Annotated in this window: 12 protein-coding genes; 2 read left to right on the forward strand and 10 right to left on the reverse strand. The window is 69.3% G+C overall.

The genetic code is table 11. The features are described 5' to 3' along the window. From JMO03_RS08695 to JMO03_RS08740, 10 genes are all read right to left on the reverse strand, one after another. Nucleotides 1-1,061: NAD(P) transhydrogenase subunit alpha (locus JMO03_RS08695; protein WP_202842514.1), on the reverse strand; the 1,061-nt coding region annotated here is incomplete at its 3' end. Nucleotides 1,062-1,076: 15 nt separating this feature from the next. Further along, nucleotides 1,077-2,261: an acetyl-CoA C-acyltransferase family protein gene (locus JMO03_RS08700; RefSeq protein ID WP_238346018.1), complete on the reverse strand. Its 1,185-nt coding sequence runs from the start codon at nucleotides 2,259-2,261 to the stop codon at nucleotides 1,077-1,079. 30 nt (nucleotides 2,262-2,291) lie between these two features. After that, nucleotides 2,292-3,992, reverse strand: coding sequence for an electron transfer flavoprotein-ubiquinone oxidoreductase (locus JMO03_RS08705; RefSeq protein WP_202842516.1), 1,701 nt, complete (start codon nucleotides 3,990-3,992; stop codon nucleotides 2,292-2,294). A 155-nt stretch (nucleotides 3,993-4,147) separates the two neighbouring features. After that, entirely contained in the window at nucleotides 4,148-4,798 is a 651-nt protein-coding gene (locus JMO03_RS08710; protein ID WP_202842518.1) for a nuclear transport factor 2 family protein, read from the reverse strand. A 75-nt stretch (nucleotides 4,799-4,873) separates the two neighbouring features. After that, complete coding sequence (locus JMO03_RS08715; RefSeq protein ID WP_202842520.1) at nucleotides 4,874-6,001, reverse strand: CaiB/BaiF CoA transferase family protein; 1,128 nt, start codon at nucleotides 5,999-6,001, stop codon at nucleotides 4,874-4,876. A 1-nt stretch (nucleotide 6,002) separates the two neighbouring features. Continuing rightward, nucleotides 6,003-7,676, reverse strand: coding sequence for an acyl-CoA dehydrogenase family protein (locus JMO03_RS08720; protein WP_202842522.1), 1,674 nt, complete (start codon nucleotides 7,674-7,676; stop codon nucleotides 6,003-6,005). Beyond that, nucleotides 7,673-8,596 carry an enoyl-CoA hydratase gene (locus JMO03_RS08725; RefSeq protein WP_202842524.1) on the reverse strand — a complete coding sequence of 308 codons (924 nt, stop codon included), beginning with the start codon at nucleotides 8,594-8,596 and terminating at the stop codon, nucleotides 7,673-7,675. Before JMO03_RS08725 ends, JMO03_RS08720 begins: the two co-directional genes overlap by 4 nt. Nucleotides 8,597-8,736: 140 nt before the next feature. Further along, nucleotides 8,737-9,519, reverse strand: a complete 783-nt coding sequence (locus JMO03_RS08730; protein ID WP_202842526.1) for an SDR family NAD(P)-dependent oxidoreductase — start codon at nucleotides 9,517-9,519, stop codon at nucleotides 8,737-8,739. An 83-nt stretch (nucleotides 9,520-9,602) separates the two neighbouring features. Beyond that, nucleotides 9,603-10,862, reverse strand: coding sequence for a CaiB/BaiF CoA transferase family protein (locus JMO03_RS08735; protein ID WP_202842528.1), 1,260 nt, complete (start codon nucleotides 10,860-10,862; stop codon nucleotides 9,603-9,605). Between the two features lie 66 nt (nucleotides 10,863-10,928). After that, nucleotides 10,929-12,101, reverse strand: coding sequence for an acetyl-CoA C-acetyltransferase (locus JMO03_RS08740; protein WP_202842530.1), 1,173 nt, complete (start codon nucleotides 12,099-12,101; stop codon nucleotides 10,929-10,931). Nucleotides 12,102-12,277: 176 nt separating this feature from the next. Between JMO03_RS08740 and JMO03_RS08745 the strand changes: the two genes are divergently transcribed. Together JMO03_RS08745 and JMO03_RS08750 are read left to right on the forward strand one after the other, a co-directional pair. Further along, entirely contained in the window at nucleotides 12,278-13,183 is a 906-nt protein-coding gene (locus JMO03_RS08745) for an LLM class F420-dependent oxidoreductase (protein WP_202842532.1), read from the forward strand. Between the two features lie 11 nt (nucleotides 13,184-13,194). Next, a complete protein-coding gene (locus JMO03_RS08750) occupies nucleotides 13,195-14,442 on the forward strand; it encodes a CaiB/BaiF CoA transferase family protein (protein WP_202842534.1) in 1,248 nt (415 codons plus the stop codon). Nucleotides 14,443-14,532: the final 90 nt, after the last annotated feature.

Raw genomic sequence — 14,532 nt, forward strand, 5'->3', positions numbered from 1 at the left:
GCCAGCAGTTCGTCGTCCCAGTCGAACGCGAGTGCGCCGTCCCTGAGCAGCAACGAGACGAAGTTGTAGACGTTGCGCGCGAACATCTCGCTGGCGTGCAGCGCACCCTGGCTGGCGAGGTCGAGCGGGCCGGCGACGACCACGCCGTTGTCGGTCTCGAACGTCTGGCCGCGCCGGGTGAGCTCGCAGTTGCCGCCGGTCTCGGCGGCCAGATCGACGATCACGCTGCCGGGCTTCATGCCCGCCACCATCGCCGCACTGACGATCTTCGGCGCCGGCCGGCCCGGAACCGCGGCGGTGCAGACGACGACGTCGATCCCCTTGAGATGCTCGGCGAGCTTCTGCTGCTGCAGCGCGCGTTCCTCGTCGGTGAGCTGGCGCGCGTAGCCGCCCTCGCCCGCGGCGCTCACGCCCAGGTCGAGGAACTTGCCGCCCAGCGATTCGATCTGCTCGCGCGTTTCCGGGCGCACGTCGAAGCACTCCACCTGCGCGCCCAGGCGGCGCGCCGTGGCCACCGCCTGCAGGCCGGCGACGCCGGCGCCGACGATGAGGACCTTCGACGGCCGGATCGTGCCGGCGGCGGTGGTCAGCATCGGGAAGTAGCGCGGCGCGAGCTGCGCCGCGATCAGCACCGCCTTGTAGCCGGCGATGCCGGCCTGCGAGCTGAGGATGTCCATCGCCTGGGCGCGGGTGGTCCGTGGCAGGCGCTCGAGCGGGAACGCGACGATCCCGCGCGAACGGATCGCCTCCGCGCGCGCCTCGTCGGCCTGCGGCTGCAGCGCGCCGACCAGCACCGCCCCCTGCTTCATCCGCGCGATCGCCTCGGCTGCCGGCGGCTGCACGCACAGCACCACGTCGGCCTCCTCGCGCACGTCGCCGTCGACGAGGTGGGCACCAGCGTCGGCATAGGCCTGGTCTGGGAAGCGGGCGAACTCGCCCAGCCCGCGCTGGACGCGGACCGTGACGCCGGCCGCCACCAGCTTTCTCGCCGTTTCCGGCGTCAATGCCACGCGTCGTTCGCCTGGCGCGCTTTCCTTCAATGCCAACACCGCAACGGACATGTCGTGATCCCCTTCTCAGGCGCGCTCGAAGATCGCCGCGATACCTTGTCCGCCGCCGATGCACATCGTCACCAGTGCGTAGCGGCCCTGGATACGATGCAGCTCGGCGATGGCCTTGACGGTGATGATCGCGCCAGTGGCGCCGATCGGATGGCCGAGCGAAATGCCCGAACCGTTCGGATTGACCTTCGCCGGGTCGAAATCCAGCTCCCTGGCCACCGCGCAGGCCTGCGCGGCGAAGGCCTCGTTGGCCTCGATCACGTCCAGGTCGGCCACCTGCAGGCCGGCCCGCGCAAGCGCCAGCCGGGTCGCGCTGACCGGGCCGATGCCCATGTAGGCCGGATCCACGCCGGTGTGCGCGTAGGCGACCAGCCGCGCCAGCGGCGTCAGGCCGTGCGTGCGCGCGGCGTCGGCGCTGCCCAGCACCACCGCGGCCGCGCCGTCGTTGAGGCCGGAGGCGTTGCCCGCGGTGACGGTTCCGTCGGGTTTGAACACCGGCTTCATCGCCGCCAGCTGCTCGAGGCTGGCATCGCCGCGGACGTGTTCGTCGGTGTCGAACGACACGCTGCCCTTGCGCGAGCGGATCTCGACCGGAACGATCTGATCGCGGAAATGTCCGGCCTCGATGGCACCGGCGGCGCGCCGGTTGCTTTCCAGCGCCAGCGCGTCCTGCTCCTCGCGGGAAACGCCGTGGCGCGTGGCGACGTTCTCGGCGGTGATGCCCATGTGGATGCGTCCGAACGGATCGTGCAGCACACCGTTGGTGGCATCGACCAGCGTGCTGTCGCCCAGCCGCGCGCCCCAGCGCGAGGCGGTGCTGAAGTAGGCGCCGCGGCTCATCGACTCGGCACCGCCGGCGACCGCGATCCCGGCATCGCCGAGCGCGACGGTCTGCGCCGCCGAGACGATCGCCTGCAGGCCCGAGCCGCACAACCGGTTGACGTTGAGCGCCGGCGTTTCGTGCGGGATGCCGGCCTCGACCGCGGCGATCCGGCTCAGGTAGGCGTCGCGCGGTTCGCCGGGAATCACGTGTCCCATCACTACATGGCCGACCTGCTCCGGCGCGACGCCGGCGCGCTGCAGCGCGGCACGGATCGCGGTGGCACCCAGCTGCGCGGGCGGGATGTCCTTGAGGGTGCCGCCGAAGCGGCCGATCGCGGTACGCGCGGTACCGAGGATGAAGATGTCGCGCAGGCTCATGGGTGGAGTCCGGTCGTGGAGGAAAGGGGATTACATGCCGGCGTAGTTGGGCCCGCCACCGCCCTGCGGCGTCACCCAGACGATGTTCTGGGTTGGATCCTTGATGTCGCAGGTCTTGCAGTGCACGCAGTTCTGGGCGTTGATCTGCAGCCTCGGGTGGCCTTCGGCTTCGCCCACGTACTCGTAGACTCCCGCCGGGCAGTAGCGCGCTTCCGGGCCGGCGTACTCGGCCAGGTTCACCGCCACCGGGATCCCGGGATTCTTCAGCGTCAGGTGGCCGGGCTGGTCCTCGTCGTGGTTGGTGCTGCTCAGGTAGACCGAGCTCAGCCGGTCGAACGTCAGCACGCCGTCCGGCCTGGGGTAGACGATCTTCTCGTGCCTGGCCGCCGGTTCCAGCGCGGCATGGTCGGAGGTCTTGCGGCGCAGCGTCCATGGCGGCGTGCGGATGCCGAGCCTGGGCAACAGCCACTGCTCGATGCCGTTCATCAGCGTGGCCACCCACAGCCCCTTCTTGAACCAGGCCTTGAAGTTCTTCGAGGCCTGCAGCTCGTCATGCAGCCAGCTGCGTGCGAACGCCTCGGGATAGGCCGACAGCTCGTCGCGCGCACGCCCTTCGCCCAGTGCCGTGAAGGCGGCCTCGGCGGCCAGCATGCCGGTCTTGATCGCGGCATGGCTGCCCTTGATTCGGCTGGCATTGAGGGTGCCGGCCTCGCAGCCGACCAGCGCGCCTCCGGGAAACACCAGCCTGGGCAGGGCACCGATGCCGCCGGCGGTGATCGCGCGGGCGCCATAGCCGATCCGCTTGCCGCCCTCGAGATGGACCCGGATCGATGGATGGGTCTTGAAGCGCTGGAACTCCTCGAACGGGCTCAGCCACGGGTTCCTGTAGTCCAGCCCGACCACGAAGCCGACCGCGACCCTGCCGTCCTCCAGGTGGTACAGGAACGAGCCGCCGTAGGTGTCGCTGCGCATCGGCCAGCCGGCGGTATGCACCACCAGGCCGGGCTGCGCCTTCTCGGGTGCCACCTGCCACAGTTCCTTGATGCCGATGCCGTAGGACTGCGGGTCGCGGCCTTCATCGAGGCGGTACTTCGCGATCAGTTCGCGGCCCAGATGCCCGCGCGAGCCCTCGGCGAAGATCGTGTACTTCGCATGCAGTTCCATGCCGAGCTGGAACTGGTCGGTGGGCTCGCCGTCCTTGCCGATGCCCATGTTGCCGGTGGCCACGCCACGCACGGCGCCACCGTCGTCGTACAGCACCTCGGCGGCGGCGAAACCGGGGAAGATCTCCACGCCCAGCGCCTCGGCCTGTGTGCCGAGCCAGCGCACCACGCTGCCCAGGCTGATGATGTAGTTGCCGTGGTTGTTCAGGCTGTCGGGAATGAAGGCCTGCGGCGTGGCGATGGCGCCGGTGCGGGTCAGGAACAGGATCTGGTCGCCGGTCACCGGCTGGTGCAAGGGCGCGCCGCGCTCTTTCCAGTCGGGGAACAGTTCCGACAGCGCCTTCGGGTCCATGATCGCACCCGACAGGATGTGCGCGCCCGGCTCGGAGCCTTTTTCCAGCACGCACACCGACACCTCCCGTCCCTGTTCTGCCGCCAGCTGCTTGAGCCGGATCGCCGTCGCCAGTCCGCCCGGGCCGGCACCGACGACGACCACGTCGTACTCCATCGATTCGCGTGGGCCGTGGGTCGACAGCAGGTGCTCCGACAGCGGGTGTTCCGGGGTCATTGGCTTGGCTCCGTCGGCACGGCGGATGCATGGCTGGTGCATGGCAGGAAAAAAGTGGGGAGAAAGAGACGATGCGACCGGCGGGATGCCGGCAATCTCATGCCGGGGTCATGTCGTCCCGGCGCGTGTCATCCGGGGACGTCATCGCGACAGGGTCATTTCGTGCCGCGCAGCGATTCGAGCGCCGTATAGAGCGGATCGTCGGGCTTGCGCTGGCCGAAGCTGTCGGGCCTGGCGCTGGCGAAGGTACGGTCCGCGCGCGGCTCGACCCGTTCCATGCTGTTGAGTCCGCGGCGCGAGGCGATCTTCCAGACGCCGTCGCGCTTCTCGAAGCGGTCGATGTAGCGGCCGTCGAGGAAGTAGTCCTCCTCGTCGCTGCCGTCGGCGGTGGCGCGGCGGTGGTGGGCGGAGAAGTAGCACTCGCTGATCGCGACGTCGCCGGCCAACTCGATCATCACGTTGGAGATCGCGTGGGTCGTACTCCTGACCTTGGCGACCATCGGCAATGCGACGGTGATGAACTCCTGCGACAGACCCTTGAAACCGCCGTGCTGGTGCGCGGCGTCGTCGAAGAAGCACGAGCGCAGCGCTTCCTCGTCCAGCCGGTCCCAGCCGCGGGCATAGCGGTACAGGATTTCGGTGATCTGTTCGCGCGCTTCCAGGCCGGCCAGGCGCGCCTCCAGCGTAGCCGGCGCTGGCGTGCGCGCCTGTGCGGGGGCGGCCAGTGCGCCGGCCGCGAACGCGACCGGCACTGCCAGCAGGGTGGCGACGGCCTGTCGGCGATGCTTGGGATCATGGTCTTGCATGTCGTCCTCCCGGGAAGACTGCGGATGTGATCGATGGAATGGATGCAGTGGATCTGCGGTCGACGGGCCGGGCCATCAGACGAGGCCGCCGCGCTGCAGCGCATCGAGTTCGGCGGCGGAAAAGCCCCAATCCGCGAGCGCTTCGCGGTTGTGCGCGCCGATCGCCGGCGGCGGCGACTGGATGCGTCCCGGCGTCGCCGAGAAACGCGGTGCGGGGGCGGGCTGGACGACGCCGGCGACCTCGACGAAGGTGTCGCGGGCCCGGTTGTGCGGATGCCGGGGGGCGTCGGCCAGTCCCAGTACCGGTGCGAAACAGGCATCGCTGCCTTCCAGCAGCGCGCACCACTCGGCCTGCGATCGCTGCTCGATGACGCGGGCCAGGCGATCGCGCAGTTCCGGCCAGTGCTCGCGCTGCATCTGCTGTGCGAACAGCGGGTCGTCGATGCCGGCCTTGTCCAGCAGCAGCGCATAGAACTGCGGTTCGATCGGGCCGAGCGCGATGAACAGGCCGTCGGCGCAGCGGTAGCCGTTGTAGAAATGCGCGCCGCCGTCGAGTGCGTTGACCTGGCGTTGGTCCTTCCAGCGACCGGTCTTGCGCAGGCCGTAGAACATCGACATCAGCGAGGCCGCGCCGTCGCTGACCGCGCAGTCGACCACCTGGCCCTGGCCGCCGCCGCGCACATGCACGATGCCGGCCAGCAGGCCCATCGCCAGGTACAGCGAGCCGCCGCCGAAGTCGCCGACCACGTTCAGCGGCGGCGTCGGCGCTTCGGCCGGACCTATCGCATGCAGCGCTCCGGAGATGGCGATGTAGTTGATGTCGTGCCCGGCCGCGTGCGCCAGCGGGCCGGTCTGGCCCCAGCCGGTCATGCGGCCGTAGACCAGCTTCGGGTTGCGTGCATGGACCTCGTCGGGGCCAAGGCCCAGCCGCTCCATCACGCCGGGGCGGAAGCCCTCGATCAGCGCGTCGGCGCGTTCGAGCAGGCGCAGGCAGACCTCGATCGATTCGGCACGCTTGAGATCCAGCGCCACCGAACGCCGGCCGCGCGCGGTGACATCGGTCGGCTGCCCGCCAGCGGCGCCGGGACGGTCGATGCGCACGATGTCGGCGCCCAGGTCCGACAGCAGCATGCCGCAGAACGGCCCCGGGCCGATGCCGGCGAATTCGACGATCCTGACGCCCGTCAGTGGACCTTGTGCCATATCAGCCCTCCCGCCCGTTGCCATCGAGCAGGCGGCGCGCGATCACCTGCGCCTGGATCTCGCCCGCGCCCTCGAAGATGTTGAGGATGCGCGCATCGGCGAGCAGGCGGCTGACGACGTATTCCTCGGCAAAACCGTTGCCGCCATGGATCTGCAGCGCGTTGTCGGCCGCCGCCCAGGCCACGCGCGCGGCCAGCAGCTTGGCCATGCCCGCCTCCAGGTCGCAGCGCTTGCCGGCGTCCTTCTGACGCGCGGCATGGTAGGTCAGCTGGCGCACGCCGAGCAGCTCCGCCGCCATCATCACCAGCTTGTTGGCGACCCGCGGGAACGCGAAGATCGGCCGGCCGAACTGTCTGCGGTCCAATGCGTAGGCAAGCCCGGTCTCCAGCGAGGCCTGGGCGACGCCGATCGCGCGCGCGGCGGTCTGGATGCGCGCGCTCTCGAAGGTTGCCATCAACTGCTTGAAGCCCTGACCCTCGCGGCCGCCGAGCAGGTGCGAGCGCGGCACGCGGAAACCGTCGAAGCCGATCTCGTACTCCTTCATGCCGCGATAGCCGATCACCCGGATCTCGCCGCCGCCCATGCCCGGGGCCGGGAACGGATCGTCCTCGGTGCCGCGTGGCTTGGGCGCCAGCAGCATCGACAGGCCGCGGTAGTCGTCGCTGTCGGCATCGGTGCGCACCAGCAGGGTCATCAGGTCGGCGCGGGCGGCGTGGGTGATCCAGGTCTTGGCGCCGGTGACCAGGTAATCGTCGCCGTCGGCGCTCGCACGCGTGCGCAGCGCGCCGAGGTCGGAGCCGGTGTTGGGTTCGGTGAACACCGCGGTCGGCAGGATCTGCGCGCTGGCGATCGGCGGCAGCCACTGCCGCTTCTGCTCCTCGCTGCCGCCGCTGAGGATCAGCTCGCCGGCGATCTCCGAGCGCGTGGCCAGCGAACCCACGCCGATCCATGCCCGCGACAGTTCCTCCGAGACCACGCACATCGCGGTCTTGCCCATGCCGTGGCCGCCGTACTGCTCTGGAATGGTCAGGCCGAACACGCCCATCTCGCCGAGTTCCCGTACCAGCTCGATCGGGATCAGTTCGTCCTTCAGGTGCCAATCGTGCGCGAACGGCACGATCTTCTTCTCGCCGAAGGCGTGGAACTGGTCGCGGATGGATTCGAAGACCTCGTCCAGCCCGGTGTTCTCGAGCGTGGCGCGTCCGCGTGCCGCTGCCAGCAGCTCGGCGATGCGGTTCTTGACCGGCTGGGTCGTGCCGTCGCGCGCCAGCGTTAGCAGCGCCGGTGCCTGCAGGATGGCAAGCAGGCCGGCGTCGCCGAACTCCTGAGGACGGATGGTCTCGCCCTGGCTCATGGCGATGCCGCCAGCCAGTTGTGCGGCGTACTCGCCGGCCAGCAACTGGCCCAGTAGCGCGTCGGTCTCGGAGAGTGCGCCATCGTCGTCCAGGCGCTGCGCCCACTCGGCCAGCTGGGTCAGCAGCTCGGCATAGGCGGCGTACCAGCCCAGCCCGTGGACGATGTGCTGCTGGCGGTCGGCCAGGTCGCGATCGATGCGGCCGTCGCGGCCGACCTGCGCCGCGACCGTGGCGCGTGCGCCGTCGACGAAACCGCGCGTCGCGGCGGCGGCCTGGTGCAGCAGCGCTGGCAGATCGGCGAGGACGAGAGCTGCGCTCATGCCTGCGGAGTCCCGTCGCCGGCGTCCGCCTCGTCGATGCCGGCCTTCCCGGTGTCGGCCTTGTTGGCTCTGGCCATCGCCTTGGCATCGAGGCCGGCCACGAGATTGCCGCTGACGACCTGGTTGTGGGCGTGGGCGAGGTGATGCATGTGGAAGATCGCGTCCATCGAGGCGCGCTTGCCGCGCTGGTCCTCGATGAAGTTCATCGCCTGCTTGGTCAGGGTCAGCCCGAACGGCGGTTGCTGGGCAACCTGCTCGGCGATCGCGGCGACCTCGGCTTCCAGCCGGTCGCGCGGCACCACCCGGTTGACCATGCCGAAGCCGGCAGCGCGTTCAGCGCCCATGCGCAGGCCCAGGTACATGAACTCGCGGGCGATCTTCGGCGGCAGGTCGATCATGTGCGCGCAATACTCGACCCCCGGCACGCCCATCCGCACCACCGGATCCTGGAAGAAGGCGTCGTCGGAGGCCACGATGATGTCGCAGACGTTGGCCAGCATCAGCCCGCCGGCAATGCAGGCGCCCTGGACCATCGCGATGGCCGGCTTGGGAATGTCCTGCCAGCGCCGGCACAGGCCGAGGTAGGCGTCCTGTTCCAGCACGTACTGCGCCTCGGCGCCGTCGCGGCTCAGGTGGTCGGGCCAAAGCAGCACGCGCTCGCGCGGCAGGTGGCGATCCTTCTCCGGGGTCCCGATGTCGTGGCCGGCGGAGAAATGCTTGCCGCGCGCGCCGAGCACGATGACCTTGACCGCGTCGTCTTCGACCGCGCGCCGGAAGCAGGCGTCGAGCTGGTTGAGCAGGCGGTAGTTCTGCGCGTTGCCGTATTGCGGGCGTGCCAGCCAGATCCAGGCGGTGCTGCCGCGGGTTTCGTATTCGACGTACTGCGCGTTGCCGGCGTCCTGGTCTGCGCTGGTGGGCATGCTGTTTCCCTCCCGCGGATGCGCACCCTGCGCATCCGGATCCGTGGCGATGGCGATTGAATGACGCGATTCACACCTTGCGATTCAATTATTGCACGTTAGTGCATTTTATCCCTGGCGTGAAACCTGGCGGACGCGCATCAGCGCGGCGCCATCCGGATCGCGCCATCGAGGCGGATGTTCTCGCCGTTGAGGTAGGTGTTGGCGATGATCGACAGCGCCAGCGCGGCGAATTCGCCGGGCCGGCCGAAGCGCCTGGGGAACGGCACGTTGGCGGCCAGCGACTGCTTGACCGCTTCGCTGGCGCGGCTCATCAGGGGAGTATCGAAGATGCCCGGCAGGATGCCGTTGACGCGGATGCCGTCGTTCATCAGGTCGCGGGCGACGGTCAGGGTGAGCGAGGTCAGCCCGCCCTTGGACGCGGCGTAGGCGGCCTGGCCGACCTGGCCGTCGTGCGCGGCGATGCTGGAGGTGTTGACGATCACCCCGCGCTCGCCGTCCTCGAGCGGTGGGAGACCGAGCATGCCCTGCGCCGACTTGGCGATGCAGCGGAAGGTGCCGACCAGGTTGATCTGCACGATGCGGTCGAAGGCGTCGATCGGGAAGTGCCTGGTTTCGCCGGTGGTCTTGTCGCGGCTGGCGGTCTTGACCACGTTGCCGGTGCCGGCGCAGTTGACCAGGATGCGTTCCTGTCCGTGCGCGGCGCGGGCCTTGGCGAAGGCGGCGTCGATGCCGGCCTCGTCGGTGACGTTGGCCTGGCAGAACACGCCGCCGATCGCGGCGGCGACCGCTTCGCCGGTATCGGCGTTCATGTCGAACACCGCGACCTTGACGCCTTGTGCGGCGAGTGCGCGCGCGGTGGCTTCGCCGAGCCCGGAGGCGCCGCCGGTGACGATGGCGGCGATGTCGTTGCCGAGTTTCATGGTGCCTGTCTCCCTTGCTCTTGTTCTGTCGGTGCGTGCTTGGTCGTCGGTGCCGCCACGCGCATCGGGCGGCCGCCCGATGCTCAGCCCGCGATCGCGCCGCCCTGCCGGAGCCGCTCGCGTTCATCGTCGTCCAGTCCCAGCCACTGGCCGAGCACCTCGCCGGTGTGCTCACCGACATGCGGCGGCGGGCGGTCGAAGCTGGCCGGCGTGTGCGAGAACTTGCCGGGGAAGGCGACCGACGGGATTTCCACCCCGTCGGCGCGCTGGAAGCGATGGACCACGCCGCGCGCTTCGACGAACGGGTCGGCGAAGATCTGGCCGATGGTGTTGACCGGACCGCAGGGCACGCCGCGCGCGCACAGGGTGGCGATCAGCGCGTCGACGGTCCGCCTGCCGATCGCCGCCTGCAACGTGGCTTCGAGGGTGTCGCGATGGATCACGCGCTGGTGGTTGCCGACATAGCGCGGATCGGCGGCCAGTTCCGGTGTCCCGAGCGCGACGCACAGGGTGTGGAACTGGCTGTCGTTGCCGACCGCGACCACGATGGAGCCGTCGGCGGCGTCGAATACGCGGTATGGGACGACGGTCGGATGCGCATTGCCGAGCCGGCCCGGCGATACGCCGCCGACCAGGTAGCTCAGGCCCTGGTTGGCGAGGGTGGCGATCTGGGTGTCGAGCAGCGAGCAGTCGATGTGCTGGCCTTCGCCGGTGCGTTCGGCGTGACGTAGCGCGATCAGCACGCTGACCGCCGCGTACATGCCGGTGGACAGGTCGGCCATCGCCACGCCGGGCTTGATCGGCGGGCCGTCCTTTTCGCCGGTGATGCTCATCATCCCGCCCATCGCCTGGGCGACGAAGTCGTAGCCGGGGCGATCGGCATAGGGGCCGGTCTGGCCGAAACCGGTGACCGAGCAGTAGACCAGGCGCGGATTGACCGCGTGCAGGCCGTCGTAGTCGAGGCCGAACTTCTTCAGCCCGCCGACCTTGAAGTTCTCGACCAGTACGTCGGCCCGGGCGGCGAGCCGGCGCACCAGCGCGGCACCCTGGGGCATGGCCAGGTCGATCGCCACCGAACGCTTGTTGCGGTTGCACGAGAGGTAGTACGCGCTCTCGCGCGAATGCTCCCAGCCCGGTTCCGATGGCAGGTCGGGCGGGCCCCATCGGCGGGTGTCGTCGCCCTTGCCGATGCTCTCGATCTTGATCACGTCGGCGCCGAAATCGGCCAGGATCTGGGTACACCAGGGGCCGGCGAGCACCCGCGAGACATCGAGCACCTTGATGCCGTCCAGCGCCCGGGGCGCGGCGGATGGGCCGGGGGAGGAGGGTGTTGCTTCAGCCATGATCTTGGGGACGCATCCGTGGAAAGGGCGTTGCCGTAGAGCGGCGCATGGTCATCGTGCGCCCGTTCAAAGCCGCTCGACGATCGTCACGTTGGCCATGCCGCCGGCCTCACACATCGCCTGCAGGCCGTAGCGCTTGCCGTGGGTGTGCAGCGCGCGCACCAGGGTGGTCATCAGCCGGGCGCCGCTGGCGCCGAGCGGATGGCCGAGCGCGATCGCGCCGCCGTGCACGTTGAGCCGTGCCGGGTCGGCGCCCAGCGCCTTCAGCCAGGCCAGCGGCACCGGGGCGAAAGCCTCGTTGATCTCGTACAGGTCGATGTCGGCGATCGACAGGCCGGCGCGCACAAGCGCTTTTTCGGTGGCCGGGATCGGTGCTTCGAGCATGATCACCGGGTCGTGGCCGAGCACGGTCATCTGGTGCACGCGTGCCAGCGGTTCCACGCCCAGGGCTTTCAGACCGCGCTCGTTGGCGATCAACAGCGCAGCGGCGCCGTCGCAGATCTGGCTGGCGTTGGCGGCGGTGGTGCGGCCGCCCTCCTGCAGCAGCTTGACCTGGGAGATCGCTTCCAGGCTGGCCTCGAAGCGGATGCCTTCGTCGACGGCGTGCCCGACCATGCCGCCGTCCTCCAGCGCGATCTGCAGCGGGACGATCTCGGCGCCGAAATGGCCGGCTTCGGTCGCGGCGATCGCACGGCGGTGGCTTTCGAGCGCGAAGGCGTCCAGTTCGGGGCGCTGGAAGCCGTATTTGTCGGCCATCAGTTCGGCACCGCGGAACTGGCTGAACGGGGTATCCGGGTAGCGTGCTTCCAGACCGGGACTGCGATAGCTGCCGAAGCCGTGCTTGGCGGCCAGCGTCCACGGCAGGCCCATCGGCACGCGGGTCATGCTCTCCACGCCGGCGGCGACCACCACGTCCATCGCCCCGGACATCACCGTGGCCGCGGCGAAATGCAGCGCCTGCTGCGACGACCCGCACTGGCGGTCGACCGTGGTCCCGGGGACGCTCTCGGGCAGGCCGCCGGCCAGCACCGCGTTGCGGGCGACGTTGGCGCCCTGTTCGCCGGCCGGGCCGACGCAGCCCATCACCACGTCCTCGACCAGGGCCGGGTCGATACCGGCGCGCTCGACCAGGCCGCGCAGCACTGCGCCACCCAGGTCCACCGGATGCAGGCCGGCCAGCCTGCCGCCCTTGCGTCCACCGGCGCTGCGGGCCACGGCCACGATATAGGCTTCGCTCATCTTCCTCGTCTCCCTCGGCGGACCGCCCGCACCCGGCGGGTGGCGGTCCCGGCATGCCGGCCACGGCGGAAGCGGTGGCCGGAACAAAATTTCAATGCAGGTCAAAATCTCATTGTCAAAGCTTCTCGTCAAGTGCATTATCCAAGTGAACTAATTCTGGCCGGGAGGGACGCAGGATGATCACGGGTATCGGGTTCGGCACCAATCTGTATCGCTTTCCGTCGTTCGGGCCGGAACTCGAACCGCTGTTCGAGTTCGTCAAGCTGTCCGAGCAGTTCGGCTTCGAGCGCCTGCGCCTGCTCGACCATGTGGTCGGGATCGTCGCCGAGCGCCATGGCGGCATCGCCCAGACCCCGTATACCGACAAGAGCATCATCCGCGAGGTGTTCACGCTGATGGCCTATCTGTCGGCGATCACCACGAAGATCCATTTCGTCACCGGCGTGCTCGGCCTGCCGCAGCGGCAAACCGTACTGGTGGCCAAGCAGGCGGCCGAGGTCGACATCCTGTCCGGCGGCCGGCTGACCCTCGGCGTGGCGGTGGGCTACAACCCGCTGGAATTCGACGCGATGGGGGCCAACTTCCACGACCGCGGCAAGCGCTTCGAGGAGCAGATCGACGTGCTGCGCCGGCTGTGGACCGAGAGCGACGTCAGCTACGACGGGCAGTGGCACAAGTTCGTCGACGTCAGCTTGTCGCCGCGACCGTTGCAGCGCCCGATCCCGCTGTTCTTCGGGCTGGGCCGCAAGATCGCGCCGATCCCGCCGGACGTGGTGCTCGAGCGCGTCGGCCGCCTGGCCGACGGCTGGCTGCCGATCTTCAAGCCGGGCCCGGAAGGCCGCGCGGCGGTGGAGACGATGGAACGCGCGGCGGTGGAGGCCGGCCGCGATCCGTCGAAGATCGTCATGGAGATGGCCATGGACGTGAGCGGCCTCGGCCGCGACGCCCTGCTCGACGAGATCCGCGTGCGTCGCGACTTCGGCGTGCACCACATCAACTTCAGCCTGCCCGGCGCCGATGCCGGCGAGCACATCGATGCGCTCAAGCGGCTGGCGGAGATGCTCGACGGCGCGCAGGACTGAGGAACGGGACCATGTTCGATCTGCTCAAGGGCGTGCGGGTGCTGGAGTTCGGCATCCTGGTCAACGGCGACCACCTGGGCATGCTGCTCAGCGACCTCGGCGCCGAGGTCATCAAGGTCGAGGAGCCCGGCAAGGGCGACTACATCCGCGACATCCTCGGCACCATCGTGCCGCGCCACAGTCCCGCGCACCTGCAAGTCAACAAGAACAAGAAGAGCGTGACGATCAACGTCAACTCCGAGGCGGGCAAGCGTGCGTTCTTCGAACTGCTCAAGACCGTGGACATCTTCGCCGACGGTCTGCGCGGCGGCGCCTGCGAGGCGATGGGGATCGGTTACGAAGCGCAGAAGACGATCAAGCCCGACATCATCTACATGGCCAACACCGGATTCGGCATGACCGGGCCATACGCGCGCCTCGGCGCCCACGGCTATTCGATGGTGGCGGTGGCCGGCGGCCTGCACGCGCGCAAGGACGAGCACGGCTTCGTCGAGCGCTCCGGCAACGAACACGACCTGTTCGGCGGCATCAAGGGCGGGCCGGGCGCACCGTTCGCGGTGATGGCCGGCCTGGCCGCGCTGTGGCGACGGCAGCGGACCGGGCAGGGCGCCTTCATCGACGTCGCCGCTTCCGACGCCAACCTCGCCACCTCGTGGCTGGCGGCGGTGACCAACCTCAACTACGACCGTATCACCGACCTGACCGGGATGGCGCCGCGCGGGCAGCCCAACGAAGGCTGGCCCAACGGCTCGGTCTACTACGCGCTGTACGAGGCGAAGGACGGCCGCAACATGATGTTCTGTGCCATCGAGCCCAAGTTCTGGCGCAACTTCTGCGATGCGATCGGGCGCGGGGACCTGCGCGACAGGATCAACAGCGAGTTGTCGGTCGATTACGGCGTCGACAAGCCGGAGATGCGCGCGGTGCTGGCCGACATCTTCCGCACCCGCACCGCGGAGGAATGGACCGCGCTGGCACTGGAGAAGAACATTCCGATGTCGGTCGCCAATACGCTCGACCAGGTGCCGGAAGACCCGCACAACCGCGCCCGCGGCATCCTCGTCGGCGGCGAGCACCCGATCGCCGGGCCGTTCACCTACCTGCGCTATCCCGCGATCATCGACGGCCGGCACAGCGAAGTGGTCGAGCCGGCCCCGACGCTGGGCGCGCATACCCAGGACGTGCTGTCGACGATCGGACTCAGCGAGGCGGAGATCGCCGCGGCACAGGTCGTCGAGCCGCGCCGCCGCAAGGCCTGAGTAGGCTCGATGGAAAGCGCGTCGACGGAAAGCGCGCACATGCGAATCGCGTCGGCCGCTGCTGGCGCCATCCACACCAACAGAGGTGGA

The organism is Luteimonas saliphila (assembly GCF_016774335.1).
Classification (GTDB): domain Bacteria; phylum Pseudomonadota; class Gammaproteobacteria; order Xanthomonadales; family Xanthomonadaceae; genus Luteimonas; species Luteimonas saliphila.